Annotated in this window: 17 protein-coding genes; 10 read left to right on the top strand and 7 right to left on the bottom strand. The window is 63.4% G+C overall.

Annotation, left to right across the window (positions count from 1 at the left end; genetic code table 11):
• Positions 1-19: 19 nt before the first annotated feature.
• Positions 20-1438 carry a cytochrome P450 gene (locus C404_RS45840; RefSeq protein WP_021195498.1) on the bottom strand — a complete coding sequence of 473 codons (1419 nt, stop codon included), beginning with the start codon at positions 1436-1438 and terminating at the stop codon, positions 20-22.
• 113 nt (positions 1439-1551) lie between these two features.
• Here C404_RS45840 and C404_RS45835 point away from each other — a divergent pair, with 113 nt between their 5' ends.
• Positions 1552-2475, top strand: a complete 924-nt coding sequence (locus C404_RS45835) for a helix-turn-helix domain-containing protein (RefSeq protein WP_031329543.1) — start codon at positions 1552-1554, stop codon at positions 2473-2475.
• A 58-nt stretch (positions 2476-2533) separates the two neighbouring features.
• Here C404_RS45835 and C404_RS45830 read toward each other — a convergent pair whose 3' ends face one another.
• Positions 2534-3823, bottom strand: a complete 1290-nt coding sequence (locus tag C404_RS45830) for a D-amino acid dehydrogenase (protein WP_021195496.1) — start codon at positions 3821-3823, stop codon at positions 2534-2536.
• Positions 3824-3945: 122 nt separating this feature from the next.
• Between C404_RS45830 and C404_RS45825 the strand changes: the two genes are divergently transcribed.
• The 3 genes from C404_RS45825 (at position 3946) to C404_RS45815 (ending at position 7351) form a co-directional block, all read left to right on the top strand.
• Positions 3946-4443 carry an Lrp/AsnC ligand binding domain-containing protein gene (locus C404_RS45825; protein ID WP_021195495.1) on the top strand — a complete coding sequence of 166 codons (498 nt, stop codon included), beginning with the start codon at positions 3946-3948 and terminating at the stop codon, positions 4441-4443.
• Positions 4444-4515: 72 nt separating this feature from the next.
• Positions 4516-6135 carry an alkaline phosphatase D family protein gene (locus tag C404_RS45820; RefSeq protein ID WP_021195494.1) on the top strand — a complete coding sequence of 540 codons (1620 nt, stop codon included), beginning with the start codon at positions 4516-4518 and terminating at the stop codon, positions 6133-6135.
• A gap of 82 nt (positions 6136-6217) precedes the next feature.
• Positions 6218-7351: a PA0069 family radical SAM protein gene (locus tag C404_RS45815; RefSeq protein WP_021195493.1), complete on the top strand. Its 1134-nt coding sequence runs from the start codon at positions 6218-6220 to the stop codon at positions 7349-7351.
• Here C404_RS45815 and C404_RS45810 read toward each other — a convergent pair whose 3' ends face one another.
• The 4 genes from C404_RS45810 to C404_RS45795 all read right to left on the bottom strand — a co-directional run bounded on the left by C404_RS45810 (position 7352) and on the right by C404_RS45795 (position 9975).
• On the bottom strand, positions 7352-7807 hold the full coding sequence (locus C404_RS45810) for an NINE protein (protein WP_021195492.1): 456 nt from the start codon (positions 7805-7807) through the stop codon (positions 7352-7354).
• A 190-nt stretch (positions 7808-7997) separates the two neighbouring features.
• Positions 7998-8180, bottom strand: a complete 183-nt coding sequence (locus C404_RS45805) for a hypothetical protein (RefSeq protein WP_021195491.1) — start codon at positions 8178-8180, stop codon at positions 7998-8000.
• Positions 8181-8311: 131 nt separating this feature from the next.
• Positions 8312-8710: a hypothetical protein gene (locus tag C404_RS45800; protein WP_031329542.1), complete on the bottom strand. Its 399-nt coding sequence runs from the start codon at positions 8708-8710 to the stop codon at positions 8312-8314.
• Between the two features lie 191 nt (positions 8711-8901).
• Entirely contained in the window at positions 8902-9975 is a 1074-nt protein-coding gene (locus C404_RS45795) for a PQQ-dependent sugar dehydrogenase (protein WP_031329541.1), read from the bottom strand.
• A 145-nt stretch (positions 9976-10120) separates the two neighbouring features.
• On the opposite strand from C404_RS45795, the gene rpsP reads away from it, so the two are divergent.
• From rpsP to C404_RS45765, 6 genes are all read left to right on the top strand, one after another.
• Entirely contained in the window at positions 10121-10375 is a 255-nt protein-coding gene (rpsP, locus tag C404_RS45790) for a 30S ribosomal protein S16 (RefSeq protein WP_021195488.1), read from the top strand.
• A 145-nt stretch (positions 10376-10520) separates the two neighbouring features.
• The gene (gene rimM, locus C404_RS45785) at positions 10521-11069 is read left to right on the top strand and encodes a ribosome maturation factor RimM (RefSeq protein WP_031329540.1); all 549 of its coding nucleotides are present in this window, start codon (positions 10521-10523) and stop codon (positions 11067-11069) included.
• 23 nt (positions 11070-11092) lie between these two features.
• A complete protein-coding gene (gene trmD / locus C404_RS45780; protein WP_021195486.1) occupies positions 11093-11881 on the top strand; it encodes a tRNA (guanosine(37)-N1)-methyltransferase TrmD in 789 nt (262 codons plus the stop codon).
• Between the two features lie 73 nt (positions 11882-11954).
• Entirely contained in the window at positions 11955-12341 is a 387-nt protein-coding gene (gene rplS / locus C404_RS45775; RefSeq protein ID WP_031329539.1) for a 50S ribosomal protein L19, read from the top strand.
• A gap of 107 nt (positions 12342-12448) precedes the next feature.
• The gene (locus tag C404_RS45770; RefSeq protein WP_021195484.1) at positions 12449-13141 is read left to right on the top strand and encodes a CoA pyrophosphatase; all 693 of its coding nucleotides are present in this window, start codon (positions 12449-12451) and stop codon (positions 13139-13141) included.
• Positions 13142-13237: 96 nt separating this feature from the next.
• Positions 13238-14179, top strand: coding sequence for a CobD/CbiB family protein (locus C404_RS45765; protein WP_021195483.1), 942 nt, complete (start codon positions 13238-13240; stop codon positions 14177-14179).
• 27 nt (positions 14180-14206) lie between these two features.
• Here C404_RS45765 and C404_RS45760 read toward each other — a convergent pair whose 3' ends face one another.
• Complete coding sequence (locus C404_RS45760) at positions 14207-14521, bottom strand: hypothetical protein (RefSeq protein ID WP_021195482.1); 315 nt, start codon at positions 14519-14521, stop codon at positions 14207-14209.
• Positions 14522-14616: the final 95 nt, after the last annotated feature.

The following is a 14616-nucleotide window of genomic DNA, read 5'->3' as shown; positions in this document are numbered from 1 at the left end:
CGTTGGTGCATTGCTGACGTCAAGCCGGTGTGATTGCCAGGTGCAACTGCTGATCGGGCCGCAGCGTGACGTTCATCACGGGGCGTGGCGGCTGCATGTTGTCCGGCACCGACAACGTGAAACGCTGCAGCAGCATCGCGGCGATCACCGTCATCTCGGACATGGCCAAATGCTGCCCAAGACAGACGCGCGGGCCGGTGCCAAAGGGTAGGTAGGCACCGCGTGCGCGTGGCAGTTCTAGAGCATCGAGTGCAAAGCGTTCCGGGCGGAACGCCAGCGGCTCGGGGAACCAGCGCGGGTCGTGGTGCATCACTTGCACCGGAATCAGGAACATGGTGCGCGCAGGCAATTGCCACGTGCCCAGGGTGATGGGCCGGGTGCTTCGCCGGCTCACGAGCACCGGGGCAGCCGGGTAGAGGCGCAGCGTCTCCTTGATCGTCTGTGTGAGGTAGGGCAGCGAGGCCAGCGTGTCCGGGCTCGGTGCGTGGCCCTGCAGTGTTTGCTGGACCTCCCTGCGCGCAAGGGCCTGCGCAGCCGGGTTCGACGCCATGCACCAGGCCCACCAGATCAGCGTGGCTGCGGTGGTTTCGTGCCCTGCCAGGAACGCGGTCATGCATTCGTCGCGTACAGCGTGCAGGGGCCATGCGGTGGGGGCATCCCGATGCAGCCGTAGCAGGCGGGTCAGCAGATCGTCGGGCCAGGCGTCTTGCGGCTGGGCCAATCGCGCTTGGAGATGATGGTCGATCAGGCCGTGCAGTGCAGCCAGGGCACGCCGTTTTGCGCGCTTCCAGGGCACCCAGTCCGGTGCGCTTGCGGGCCAGTAGAACTCTGCATTGGCGGCGGCACTGACGACGCGGATGGCTTGCTCCGCGATGCGAGCCTCCTCGCCAATCTCGCTTGAAAACATCATCCGTGTAATGACGTCCATGGCGAGCGAGGTGATCGCGCTCTCGATCGGCCAGCGCACATCGTGCTTTGGCCACTGTGCGAGTGCTTTCTCGGTGGCGGCGCTGATCGTGGGCACGAAAGCTTGGACAGCCTTGGGGGAGAAGTTCGGCTGCATGGCGTGCCGCTTGCCACGCCAGGCTTCGCCTTCGGCAATCAGTACGCTGTGCCCGTGCAGCTGTGCAAACACGTGCATGCCGCGCTCCCAGCGGACCAGCGCGTCGTGATGCGTCACCAGCAGTTCGCGCACGAGTGACGGGTCTGAGACGACGATTTCGTGTTCGGGCCAGAAGCGCAGATGCACAACATCGCCGAACTCGCGCTGCCATGCTGCCAGCGTCCCCAGCAAGTCGCGCGACATGCGGGCGAGCAGGCTCCAGCCAGTCAGCGCGGTGGATGGGCCTGGCGGCCAAATGCCGGGCGGATGGGCGGCGGGTGTGGGCGATGCATCCTTTGCGTGGAAAGGGCATTGGCCGGAATTGGTCGGGTTCATCTGGGTCTCCAGGGGCATCTGGGCATGTCTGACATTGTTCGCTTGGCGGCGTGACCTGTCTTGAACGCAAACGACATCGACACCTGTCCGGCACCTGCCTATACTGCGCCGCCATGTCCTCACAATTCGAGTGCCCGGATCCCCTCGCGCGAGCGCCACGTGTTGTACGCGATGGCCGCGTACCGGATACGCGGCTGCATCTTGCGTCGCCTGCTTTGCAGGGCGCCATCGTGGCCATTCTGTGCCGTGACACGCGGGGCGTTGCGTTGACCGATGCGCAGCGCCTGTCTCATTTTCCTGCGTCGCCCATGGTGTCGCTGTCGTGGTTTCAGGGCATCGATGCAGGGCTTGTCGAGCGTACGGATGACGGACCGCAATGGCGGCCGTTTGGTACGGCGGCGGTGCTGTCAGGCAGTCAATCCCTGCCTACAGTAACGTGGGCACCGACCACTGGGCGTGGCGGCATGATCTGCTTGACGGCAGATGTCGCGCAGACCTTGTTCGGCGTCGACAAGGCTGTGGCAGCGGACCGCTTTGTCGACGCCTATACCGTACTGGGCGCCGTCTGGCATCCGTTGCTGGATGCGTTGCTTGACACCCATGACGATGCGGCTGTGCTGGCTGTGCTGGAGCAGCATCTTGCTGCGCGCTGGCACGCGCTACAGGGACAGGACACGATGGTGTCGTCGCTGCGCAGAGCAGGTCGGCATTGGGTCCAGCGTCTGGCATGGCAGGCACATGAGTGGCGGCGCACACAGAGTCCACGCCAAGTGGAGCGACGCATCAAGACCTTCAGCGGACGGTCTTTGCGCGAGTGGCAAGCGCTGGTGAAAACCGAAGGCGTCTATTTTGCCGCGATGGATCGGCACGCAGCCGGTGTGCCGTTCGATTGGGCCGCACTGGCCCAGGATGAAGGGTTTGCCGACCAGGCGCATTTCAGCCGCACGGCCAAGCGCATCACGGGCTTTTCCCCAAGTGAGTTTGTCGAGCGCTTTGTCGAAGACGAGGCCTTCTGGGCGTACCGGCTGTGGGTTTGAGCAGGCAAAAAGAAAGGGAGGCTTCGGCCTCCCTTTCTCATGACGATGGCGTAGACGATCAGGCCAATGCGGGCTTGGTCGTGGGCATCGGCGCGCCGCCCAGATAGCGATACACCGACAGGTCATCCGCACGAATCGCCGGCGAGCGGCCCGACACCAGATCCGACAGCAGCTTGCCCGAGCCGCAGGCCATGGTCCAACCCAGCGTGCCGTGGCCGGTGTTGAGCCACAGGCCGCGCACCGGCGTCTGGCCGACGATGGGCGTGCCGTCCGGCGTCATCGGGCGCAGGCCAGTCCAGAACGAAGCGTGCGACACATCGCCGGCACCCGGGAACAGATCGTTGACGACGAACTCCAGCGTGTTGCGCTTGCCCGGGTCCAGGCGCTTGTCGTAGCCGACGATCTGCGCCATGCCGCCCACGCGGATGCGGTCGTCAAAGCGCGTCACGGCCACCTTGTAGGTCTCGTCCAGGATGGTGGAGACGGGGCTCTTGGCCGCGTCCGTCATCGGTACGGTGATCGAAAAGCCCTTGAGCGGATACACCGGCACGTTCACCAGGTTCTTCAGGAACGGCGAGCTGTAGCTGCCCAGCGCCACCACCACGAGGTCGGCTTCCATCGGCTGGCCATCGACCAGCGCACCGCGCACAGCGTCGTTCTTGATGATCAGGCTATTGATGGTGCGGTTGAAATGGAAGCGCACGCCAAGCTGCTCGGCCATCGCGGCCAGGCGCGTGGTGAAGAGCTGGCAATCGCCCGTTTCGTCATTGGGGAGGCGCAAGCCACCGGCCAGCTTGTGGCGGGTCGAGGCCAGGCCTGGTTCACTGCGCACGAGGTCTTCGCGCGAAAGCAGTTCGTAGGGCACGCCGGCACGCTCGAGCACAGCGATGTCGTTCGCGGCGCCGTCGAGCTGTTGCTGGGTGCGGAAGATTTGCAGCGTGCCTTGCTGGCGGCCTTCGTAGGCGATGCCGGTGTCGGCGCGCAGTTCGCGGATGCAGTCGCGGCTGTATTCAGCCAGGCGGACCATGCGCTCCTTGTTTTGCGCGTAGCTGGCGGCATCGCAGTTGCGCAGCATCTGCCACATCCACTTGAGTTGGAAGAGGGTGCCGTCGGGGCGGATGGAGAGCGGCGCGTGCTTCTGGAACATCCACTTGATGGCCTTGAGCGGTACGCCCGGTGCAGCCCACGGCGATGCATAGCCCGGCGAGATCTGGCCAGCATTGGCAAAACTCGTCTCCAGCGCCGGGCCGGCTTCACGGTCGACAACAGTGACTTCATGGCCGGCGCGGGCCAGGTAATAGGCGCTCGTCACGCCGATCACGCCACTGCCAAGAACGAGCACGCGCATGGTGATACTCCCCGGGAATGCATTTACGATAGATGTCGCTATCGTATTCGCACATAACCAGCAATTGTTTCTGTATATTTTCAGGAAACAGGAACAACTTCGAATTTGGAGCGTTTTCGTTCATGCGAACCCAGCGCAAGCCCGTCCGGGCCCTCGACAAGCTCGACCGCCGCATCCTCGACCTGCTGCAAAAGGACGGGCGGCTCTCGATGAAGGAGCTGTCCGAAGCCGTCGGCCTGACCATCACGCCATGCATTGAGCGCGTCAAACGGCTGGAGCGAGAGGGCTTCATCCTCGGCTATTTCGCACGCCTGAACCCGGCCATGCTGGGCGCTTCGCTGTTGGTGTTCGTGGAGATCAGCCTGGGCAGCAAAGCCGGCAACATGTTCGAGCAGTTCCGGCGCGAGGTGCTGCGCATTCCCGAGGTGCTGGAGTGCCACTTGGTCTCGGGCGATTTCGATTACCTCATCAAGGCGCGCATCCGCGAGATGAGCGAATACCGCCGCCTGCTCGGCGACATCCTTTTGCAGCTTCCGGGCGCAGTGCAGTCCAAGAGCTACATCGTGATGGAGGAGATCAAGGAGACCCTCGCCATCGACGTGACGGAAGAGGGCGGGTGACGTAGCGCTGTCACGGAAGCGACTTACGCTGGGCGGCACCCTCACCACTCAACGCCAACCTGCGGAGCCGCCATGTCCGACCAGCCGATCTTCAAACCGACCCGCCGCACGCTGATCAAGGGTCTTGTCTCCGCCAGCGGCACTGCGCTGCTCGGCTCGCGCATGGGTGACGTGCTGGCCCAGGGCGTTGCGCCCGCCGCAGTCACTTCCGAACGCCTGCGCCCGCAAGTGCCCGGCGGCGTAATGAGCGGTGACATCACCGCCAACAGCGCCATCGTGTGGAGCCGCACTGACCGCCCGGCGCGCATGATCGTCGAATATTCGACCGATGCCGCCTTCAAGAAGGTCGTGCGCCGCGTTGGCCCGACGGCCATCGAAACCAGCGGACTGACGGCGCGTGTCGATCTCACTGGCTTGCCTGCTGGTGCCAACCTGTTCTACCGCGTCCGCTTCCAGGATCTCGTGCACGAGAAAGCGTTCAGCGAGCCCGTTGTCGGCCGCTTTCATACTGCGCCCGTGCATGCCAACCGCCCGATCTGTTTCGTGTTCTCCGGCGACGAAGCCGGCCAGGGCTGGGGCATCAACGAGCGCTTCGGCGGCTATCGCCTGTACGAAGCCATGCGTCGCGAGTCGCCCGATTTCTTCATCCACTCCGGTGACCAGATCTACGCCGACGGCCCGATCGAAGCCGAGGTGAAGCTGCCCGACGGTTCGCTGTGGACCAACCTCACGACCGAAGCCAAGTCGCACGTCGCGCAAACACTCGACGACTACCGCGGCGCCTTCGCCTACAACCAGCTCGACAAGAACAAGCGCGCGTTTGCTGCCGAGGTGCCGTTCCTCGTGCAGTGGGACGACCACGAAGTGCGCAACAACTGGTACCCCGGCCAGCAGATCGGCCCAGAAGAAAAGCGCTATCAAGAACGCAGCGCATCCGTACTGGCCGCCCGTGCAAAGCAGGCAATGTTCGAGTACAACCCGTTCCGCTTCAACCCGGTCGACCCGGAGCAGATCTATCGCGCGTTCCAGTACGGCCCGCTGCTCGACGTGTTCATGCTGGATGAGCGGAGCTATCGCGGCCGCAACTCACCAAACCGGCAGACCACGCTGGATGCCGATGCCGCTTTCCTCGGCCCGAAGCAGGCGGCGTGGCTAAAGCAATCGCTCAAGCAGTCGAAGGCCACGTGGAAGGTGATTGCCAGCGACATGCCGATCTCGCTGGTGGTGCCTGATTTGAACCCCGACGTGCCCAAGGGCACCTACGAAGCGTGGGCGAATGCCGATGACGGTGCGCCGTCTGGCCGCGAGCTGGAGCTGGCCGAGATCCTGCGCTTCATCAAGCAGGAGAACATCCAGAACGTGGTGTGGGTGACGGCCGATGTGCACTATGCGCAGGCCACGTACTACCACCCGTCGCGCGCCAAGTTCACGGAGTTCAAGCCGTTCTGGGAATTCGTCGGCGGGCCGATCAATGCGGGCACGTTCGGGCCGAACGAGGTGGACCAGACCTTCGGGCCGGATGTGCGCTACTTCAGCATCCCCAAGGACAATCCGCAGAACCAGTCGCCGGCTGCGCTGCAGCAGTACTACGGGCGCGCAAAGATCGATCCGGCCACGCGCACGATGCACGTGTCGCTGCATGATCTCGACGGCAAATCGCTCTGGGACGTAAAGCTCGATCCAGAGGCGTAGCCAACGCCACCCACAGCGAAGCGGGGGCGGATGCGATACGATCAGCAGGCCCCCCCATCCGATCCATTCCGCTGTGTCCGACATGTCTGATCGCCGCGTCCCCCGCAAGGGGCGCGGCGCCACTTCCAATCTGCAAGGCCGCTTCGAACGCGACGAACGCACGCGCGTCGATGACGGCTGGCAGCCGCTCGTCGGGCAGCTCGATCCGGAAGACGCGCCGCCACGCATCGAGACCACGGTCTCCGTTGAGCGTGCGCGCTCGATCCTGAGCCACAACCAATCGCCGGACATTCCGTTTGGGGTGTCGCTGAATCCCTATCGCGGTTGCGAGCACGGATGCGTGTATTGCTTCGCGCGGCCAACGCACGCGTATCTGGAGTTGTCGCCGGGGCTCGATTTCGAGACCAAGCTGTTCGCCAAAACGAATGCCGCCGAGGTGCTGCGCGAAACGCTGGCCAAGCCCGGCTATCGCTGCGAGGCCATCGCACTGGGCGTGAACACCGACGCGTACCAACCGATCGAGCGCGAGTTGCGCATCACGCGCGACGTGCTGCAGGTGCTGCACGATTGCGATCATCCGGTCGGGCTCATCACCAAGTCGACCTTGATCGAACGCGACATCGATCTGCTCGCACCGATGGCGGCGAAGAACCTCGTCGTCGCAGCAGTCACCATCACGACACTGGACTCGGAGCTTGCGCGCAAGCTCGAGCCGCGCGCAGCCACGCCATCGCGCCGCTTGCGCACGATCCGCACATTGGCCGAAGCGGGTATTCCGGTAGGGGTGAGTGTGGCGCCGATGATCCCTTTCATCACCGACGATCACATGGAGCAGATTCTGGAAGCCTCACGCGAGGCGGGCGCCACGTACGCCAGCTACATCGTGCTGCGTTTGCCGAATGAGCTGAACGCGGTGTTTCAGGATTGGCTGATGGCGCATTTTCCCGACCGCGCACAACGCGTGATGAATCGCATCCGCGATCTGCACGGCGGCCAGGACTACAAGGCGGATTTCAGTACGCGCATGCGCGGCACAGGCATCTGGGCCGATCTGCTGCGACAACGCTTCTACAAGGCCGCCGACAAGCTCGGCTACCGTTATCACCGCTATAACGAGTTGGTGCTCGACACCTCGCAGTTCAAACCGCCCGAACGTGCAATCAGCGCCGTCAAGCCGAGAAAGCCGGTCGACGAGCGCCAGGGCAGCCTGTTCTGATTACTGCGACAGCTCCTTCGCTGCCTGCACCTGCGTCTCAAAATACGTCTGGAAGGTGATGGCGAGACCGGCCATGAGCAGGCCGGTGCCGATCATCAGCGTGAGGATGGTCAGCATCACGACGGGCCAGCCGGATTGCGTGGGCGTGCCGTCGGCATTGAACTGCGCATCCCACTTGTCGTCCGGGCGCAGGCCATACACCAGCGCCGACAGGAACCCCGCCAGCAATGAAGCGCCGCCGATGATCGCGCAGATCCAGCCAGGCACGCTGGCGCGCTGGGTCGACAGCAGGAGTGCCACGCCAACCGCGCCGAGCACCATGGCAAAGACTTGCGACCACGCCCAGAAGTCGCGTCCGCCCTTGAGGTAGAAACGATGCGCGCCCACGCTCCCGAACAAGAAGGCGAGCAGTACGGTCAGCAGCTTGGATTTTTTCTGAAGAGCGGTCGTAGGCATGGCAGGCGGAGAACACACGGCAGGACAACACAGCGCCGCGCATTCTACGCCCAACATGAACCGCGACGCAGCCTAGGGGCGGCACCGGGGGCGCGTCTCAAGGACGCATCAGCAATCGGGGGAGATGGCCTTCAGTTCGGCCGGACGCGCACAGCGTTGCGATGGGGCTGTGGCGGGGAGGGCAGGGGCGCTAAATCGGAACCAGACGCAGCGACGGCACGTTCATCGAAGCCGTCAGGTCTTGCAGCAGTTGAGGCGCTTGTTGGCGCAGGCTGACTTCGCCGTAGAGCAAGTGGGCAAGCATCAGCATGAAGGCCGAGGTCCATATCAGACCCAGCAGAAGCCGCACATGGCGGTGGAGTTGGGACAGCATTGAAGCACCTGTTGTCGTTGTGATTGGTGTGATGGTGGAGGCACACCAAACGTGTGCCACCTACCATTCAATACGACTGAGGTGCGTCGGGCAAGTTCCGCGATGTGAAATGCGGCGGGCTTGCGCGGCGGTCAGCCCCGGCGCGAGCCGCGCCATTCACCGCCCCGGTCGCCGTTGCCGCGCTCTTGGTGCATGCGCTCGCGTTCCTGCTGCTGCCAGTCACCACGGCCGCCGCCGTCGCGGGGCTGGACGCGGCCGTTGAGGCGGTCATCGGCACGCGCGCGTGCTTCCATGCGCTCCATCTGCGCGCGGATGCGGGCTTGGTCAGCGCGCGCATCGACAAAGAACATCTGCGCCACCATCGGGCGCGCTTGCGCCACAGCATTGGTGGGTTGCGTCCATGTCGGCATGGCGGTTTCTGCGAAGGCAACGGCGGCCTGACGCGCCGATGCGTTGGCTGCCAGGGCGCCCGCAGAGGCGGCGATCAGAACACCTGTCGCCAAGGGGCGAAGCAATGCGCGGATCGGCACGGCTATCTCCTGTCTGACGAGGGTTCGAGAGCGCCACGTACCGCTTTTGTTCCAGCTTGAGCAAGAGAGCAGCAGCACGTGTTCTGCCTGTCAATGTAAGGCTTCACTCAGGTCGCATCCACTGTCCAAAGGTTTCCTGTGTAACGAGATGTTTCCCGCACGCGTTACCCAGGCGGTAGGCGACGATTGCGTCATTTCCCGATGTAGCGGATGCGGTACACGGCACCCGCGTAGTCATCCGCCACGAGCAGGCTGCCATCTGGCGCGACGAGCACGTCGGCCGGGCGGCCCCATACGCTCTGACCTTGCAGCCAGCCTTGCACGAATGGCTCTTGCCGGATGACCTTGCCCGCTTCATCCAGCACTACACGCATCACGCGATAGCCGACCTTGGACGAACGATTCCACGAGCCATGCTCCGCAATGAAGATGTTGTTGCGATACTCGGCCGGGAAACTGCTGCCGGTGTAGAACCGCATGCCGAGCGCTGCCACGTGCGCGCCCAGCTTGGCGGCCGGTGGCACGTAGTTGCTACAGGGGTGACCCGCGCCGAATTCCGGATCAGGAACATCGCCGGCATGGCAGAACGGATAGCCGAAATGCGGGTTGGGTGCGGTGATGCGGTTGAGCTCGTCGTCGGGTACGTCGTCGCCCATCATGTCGCGGCCGTTGTCGGTGAACCACAGCTCGTGTGTCTTCGGATGCCAGTCAAAGCCGACCGTGTTGCGGATGCCGCGCGCGACCAATTCCAGGCCGCTGCCATCGGCGTTCATGCGCATCAGGTTGGCGTAACGGTTTTCATCGGGGTGACAGATGTTGCAGGGTGCGCCCACTGGCACGTACAGCTTGCCATCGGGGCCGAAGGCGATGAATTTCCAGCCGTGATGCGTCTCTGTGGGCAGCTTGTCGTTGACGACCACGGGCTCGGGCGGATTGTCGAGGCGCTTATCGATGCCATCGAGTCGCACGATGCGCGACACGGCCGACACATACAGGCTGCCGTCACGCCAGGCCACACCCACGGGCAGCTGCAGGCCGGAGGCCACCACATGCACTGGCGCGCCAGCCTTCTGCAGCGACATCGCGTAGACTTTGCCCGCGCGGCTGCCCACATACAGCGTGCCCGCCGGGGAGATCACCATCTCGCGTGCCGAGGGCATCTCATCGGTCAGCACTTCAATCTGGAAGCCCGGAGGTACGTGCAGCGTTTCGACTGGCAACGTGGCCATCGCCGGCAATGCCGCGCCAAGCCAAGTCGCGAGCACAATGGCGCCCCGCACGTACCGTCCGCGCCACGCAGGCCGCCCATCGTTCAGTCGCGTCCAGTCTAAGTGTTTGTTTGGTCTGGAAAATTGCGCTATACTCGAGTGTTTCTCTGTACGCATACTCAGTTTTTCAAGGAATAGATCCATGGTCGTGATCCGTCTGGCCCGCGGTGGCTCCAAGAAGCGCCCGTTCTTCAACATCGTTGCGACCGACTCGCGTAACCGCCGTGATGGCCGTTTCATCGAGCGCGTCGGTTTCTACAACCCGCTCGCCAAGGATGGCGAAGAAGGTCTGCGCCTGGTGCAAGACCGTCTGGCCTACTGGCAAGGTGTTGGTGCTCAGCTGTCGCCGACGGTTGCCCGTCTGGTGAAGCAAGGCGCCGCCAAGGCTGCTGCCTAAGTTTTAGCATGCGTCGATCGACGGTGCCGTCTGAGCACATTCTGCTGTGACGCGCGCTGCATCGGCGCCGCATCGCGCACATAAGGGCCCTGTGGCCGCTGCAACGCAGGCGACCTCGCAAAAGGTGGCTGAGCGTTTGCAAGCCATGTGCCCGGGTGCGGGCACCACGCTGCCTGACGATCTCGTTGAGGTCGGCTATGTGGGCGGTGCCTACGGAATTCGCGGCTGGATCAAGGTTCAGCCGCACGGCGAAGCCGACGCGTTGCTCAACGCCCGCGCCTGGTGGCTCAAGCCGGCAGCAGGTGCAGTCGCAGCGTCGACGGACTGGCGGGTGTTCCCCGTTGGAACGTCGCGCGAGCATAGCGGTACGGTGGTGGCAGGTTCGCCTGCCGTACCGGATCGCAATGTCGCCGAGGCGCTGCGCGGCTGTGTCGTGTGGGTTAGCCGTGCCGATTTTCCTGCGCCGGATGATGACGAGTTCTACTGGGTCGATCTGATCGGCGCTACCGTCGTCAACGAACAGCAGGAAACGCTCGGCACGGTGACGGGGCTGATCGACAACGGTGCGCACCAGATTTTGCGCATTGTGGGCGAAGGTGACGTCGAGCGGCTCGTGCCGTTTGTCGAGGTTTACGTGAAGTCGGTGGATGTGGCTGGTCAGCGCATCGTCGTCGACTGGGGTCTGGATTACTGAACATGCGGCCGGAGAATTCGGCGATGCAGTTCGACGTCATCTCGCTGTTTCCGGACATGTTCCGGGCGCTGACGGACTGGGGTATCACCAGCCGCGCAGCCAAGCAGCAGGTGTACACGTTGCGCACCTGGAACCCACGCGACTTCACGACGGACAACTACCGTACCGTGGACGACCGGCCTTACGGCGGTGGCCCTGGCATGGTGATGTTGGCCAAACCGCTGGAAGCCGCGCTGGATGCGATTCGCGAGGCGCAAGCGCCTGCAGCATCGCATGTGGTGCTGCTCTCACCGCAGGGCAAGCCGCTTACGCACAAGCGAGTGATGGAGTTGGCGCAGTTGCCGGCGCTCACGCTGCTGTGCGGGCGTTACGAGGCGATTGATCAGCGTTTGGTTGACCGTCGGGTGGATGAAGAAATCAGCCTTGGCGATTTCGTCCTCTCCGGTGGTGAGCTTGCGGCAATGGCCATCATCGACGCAGTGGTGCGGCAGTTGCCCGGCGTGCTGGGCGATGCGCAGTCGGCGGTGCAGGACAGCTTCGTCAACGGCTTGCTGGACTGCGCGCATTACACGCGGCCGGAAGAGTACGAAGGTGTGCGTGTGCCCGATGTGCTGCTGGGCGGCCACCATGCCGAGATTGAAAAGTGGCGCCGCCAGCAGGCGCTGTTGAATACGATGCGCAAGCGCCCCGATCTGATCGAGGCGGCGCGTAAGCAAGGTTTGTTGTCCCGCAGCGATGAGGCTTTCCTCGCTGCCGCGGTGACGACGGCAAAGGGGTCGGATGCTTCCATACCGGGAGCCTCGACCAAGTGATGTTCCCATCCTCTACCGGGGCCACGGTCAATTGACCAGGCAAAACGCCGGCATGATGGTCAAGGAGAAAAAGATGAATCTCATCGAGCAAATCGAGCAGGAAGAAATCAAGCGCCTGACGGCCAACAAGACGATCCCCCCGTTCGCCCCTGGCGACACCGTGATCGTCAACGTGAACGTCGTTGAAGGCAACCGCAAGCGTGTGCAGGCGTATGAAGGCGTCGTGATTGCCAAGCGCAATCGTGGCCTGAACTCGTCGTTCATCGTTCGCAAGATCTCTTCGGGCGAAGGCGTGGAGCGTACGTTCCAGCTGTACTCGCCGCTGCTGGCCAGCATCGAAGTGAAGCGTCGCGGTGATGTGCGCCGTGCGAAGCTGTACTACCTGCGCCAACGCTCGGGCAAGTCGGCACGCATCAAGGAGAAGCTGACCTTCAAGCGCAAGGAAACCGCTGCAGCATAATCTGCGCGCGTTGCGAAAAGGCACCTTCGGGTGCCTTTTTTCTCTTTTGGGGCGGAAGATTGTCCCATCTCGCGTTTCCCGTGTACGACAGATCCGTTTTTCATCCAATGCGCCGTCCTGTATTTGATCCAGAGCTGTTGCCGGTGGTGCCGACAGAGGCATCTTTGCCGGCGCTCGGGGCTGCGCGGCTGACGGCTGGATTTGTGCGCGAACGATTGCGCACGCAACCGGACTGGCAACCGGAGCAGACGGACGAATCCCGGTTGATCGACGCGTCAATCAAGTTGCGGGAGGCTGCCGTGCTGGTGCCGCTGGTGCAGCGCGATGCCGGTCTGATGGTGCTGCTGACGCAGCGCAATGCGTCGCTCAGTCAACATGCCGGGCAGGTTAGTTTTCCCGGTGGAGGGCGCGAAGCCTTCGATCGAGACATGGTCGACACGGCGCTGCGCGAGACGATGGAAGAGGTCGGCATCAGTGCGGACCACATCGACGTGGTTGGCCGCCTGCCGGACTACATCACCGGAACGGGGTTCCACGTGAGCCCCATTGTTGGGTTGTTGACACCGGATTTCACGCTACGGCCGGACCCCAGCGAAGTGGCCGAGGTGTTCGAGGTGCCGCTCGCTTTTCTGATGGACCCTGCCAACCACCAAGTGCGTGAACTGCGCTGGGAAGATCGCGTGCGCCGTTTTTATGCAATGCCTTATCGGGCATCCGGACAGCGCGATGGCGGCTACCACTTCATCTGGGGGGCGACGGCGGGCATGCTGCGCAACCTGTATCACCTGCTGGCAGCGTAGCGTACGCGTCACTGTGCGCTGTTGCGCGCACGCCGTGTGCTATCGTCTTGCACATCGCATTCATGGCGTGATGCACGCCTTCGCAACGCCTCTCCAATGACTTTTTTCTCCGTACTCTGCGCGCTGATCCTCGAGCAGTTCCGTGCGCTCAGCCGGGACAACCCGATCTACGATGTCGTGCGCGCTCTCGCTGCGCGGGCGGAAGAATGGTTCGACACCGGGCAGCGTCGTGACGCCGTGCTGGCTTGGTGTGTAGTCACGCTACCGGCTGTCGTTGTCGTGGCGCTGGTGCACTACCTGCTGTCGTCGATCAGCATCGGGCTGGCGTTCCTGTGGAACGTGGTGATGGTCTACCTGACCCTCGGCTTCCGCCAGTTCAGCCACTACTTCACCGATATTCATGAGGCGCTGCGCGGCGATGATGTTGTCACCGCGCGGCTGCTTCTCAATGAGTGGTCAGGCGTGGATACGACCGACATGCCTGTGAACGAGATCGTTCGCCATACGCTGGAGAACGCAATCGTTGCGGCGCATCGCCACGTGTTCGGCGTGTTTTTCTGGTTCCTCGTGCCGATTGGGCCGGCAGGTGTGGTGCTCTACCGCGGTGCCGAATATCTGGCCCGCCACTGGAGCGAGCCGTCGATGGAGCGTAGCCCAGCGCTGGGGCTGTTCGCACGCCAGGCGTTCTTCATCATCGACTATGTCCCTGCGCGTCTGACGGCCATCGGCTTCGCTATCGTCGGCGATTTTGAAGATGCGGTCTATGCATGGCGCAACCGTGCCGCCAAGTGGAGCGACGAGGTCGACGGCATTCTGCTGGCAGCTGGCGGCGGAGCGCTGGGTGTCCGCCTGGGCACGCCGATCGCGCAACGCGACTCGGCCGAAAGCATCGCCGATGAGGACGGTGCCTATCCGATGGAAGTGGGGCATGAGCCCACCGTGCGTACGCTGCAGTCGGCCGTGGGGTTGGTGTGGCGCGCGGTGGTGCTGTGGATGCTGCTGCTGGCGATGCTGTCGATCGCCGTGTGGCTGGGCTGATCCGCAGGCCCTATTGATACGCCACCGTCAGGCGGCGTCTTCACGATCCTTGCCGCAGCGCCAGCATTGGGCGAACTGCGGCTCGTGTATCTCCCCGCAATGTACGCAGCGCCAGGCAGGGCCCGTCGGCGGATGACGGGCCTGATCCAGTAGCGTCTGTGCCTGCGCTTCCTGTTCCGGATTCACCAGCCAGACTTGGGCCGCGCAATCCTGCGGAGGAACGTCGCCTGCAACGCTGCTCAGATAGATGTTGCGCAGCTCGGTGCGGATGCCTGCAGCGGACAGCACGTTTTGCCAGTGTGCCGCCGTGCCGAGCGATGGACTGCTGATCAACAGCTTCATCCCAGCCTCCCCGAAAAACCTGCTCGCGATTTTGCTGCGCGGCCCGGTCTTGTCTTTGCCCGCTCACTACGGATCGTGAACAGACGCTAACGTTG

It is taken from the genome of Ralstonia sp. AU12-08 (assembly GCF_000442475.1).
Classification (GTDB): Bacteria; Pseudomonadota; Gammaproteobacteria; order Burkholderiales; family Burkholderiaceae; genus Ralstonia; species Ralstonia insidiosa.
This window is presented reverse-complemented; position numbering and strand designations above follow the sequence as displayed.

Excerpts from the sequence above, each read along its gene's own strand:
- C404_RS45825 (WP_021195495.1), top strand. The coding sequence starts at position 3,946 with ATGCGAACCCAGCGCAAGCCCGTCCGGGCCCTCGACAAGCTCGACCGC.
- C404_RS45835 (WP_031329543.1), top strand. The coding sequence starts at position 1,552 with ATGTCCTCACAATTCGAGTGCCCGGATCCCCTCGCGCGAGCGCCACGT.
- C404_RS45820 (WP_021195494.1), top strand. The coding sequence starts at position 4,516 with ATGTCCGACCAGCCGATCTTCAAACCGACCCGCCGCACGCTGATCAAG.
- C404_RS45830 (WP_021195496.1), bottom strand. The coding sequence starts at position 3,823 with ATGCGCGTGCTCGTTCTTGGCAGTGGCGTGATCGGCGTGACGAGCGCC.
- C404_RS45760 (WP_021195482.1), bottom strand. The coding sequence starts at position 14,521 with ATGAAGCTGTTGATCAGCAGTCCATCGCTCGGCACGGCGGCACACTGG.
- C404_RS45810 (WP_021195492.1), bottom strand. The coding sequence starts at position 7,807 with ATGCCTACGACCGCTCTTCAGAAAAAATCCAAGCTGCTGACCGTACTG.
- rpsP (WP_021195488.1), top strand. The coding sequence starts at position 10,121 with ATGGTCGTGATCCGTCTGGCCCGCGGTGGCTCCAAGAAGCGCCCGTTC.
- rimM (WP_031329540.1), top strand. The coding sequence starts at position 10,521 with ATGTGCCCGGGTGCGGGCACCACGCTGCCTGACGATCTCGTTGAGGTC.
- C404_RS45805 (WP_021195491.1), bottom strand. The coding sequence starts at position 8,180 with ATGCTGTCCCAACTCCACCGCCATGTGCGGCTTCTGCTGGGTCTGATA.
- C404_RS45840 (WP_021195498.1), bottom strand. The coding sequence starts at position 1,438 with ATGAACCCGACCAATTCCGGCCAATGCCCTTTCCACGCAAAGGATGCA.
- rplS (WP_031329539.1), top strand. The coding sequence starts at position 11,955 with ATGAATCTCATCGAGCAAATCGAGCAGGAAGAAATCAAGCGCCTGACG.
- trmD (WP_021195486.1), top strand. The coding sequence starts at position 11,093 with ATGCAGTTCGACGTCATCTCGCTGTTTCCGGACATGTTCCGGGCGCTG.
- C404_RS45770 (WP_021195484.1), top strand. The coding sequence starts at position 12,449 with ATGCGCCGTCCTGTATTTGATCCAGAGCTGTTGCCGGTGGTGCCGACA.
- C404_RS45765 (WP_021195483.1), top strand. The coding sequence starts at position 13,238 with ATGACTTTTTTCTCCGTACTCTGCGCGCTGATCCTCGAGCAGTTCCGT.
- C404_RS45815 (WP_021195493.1), top strand. The coding sequence starts at position 6,218 with ATGTCTGATCGCCGCGTCCCCCGCAAGGGGCGCGGCGCCACTTCCAAT.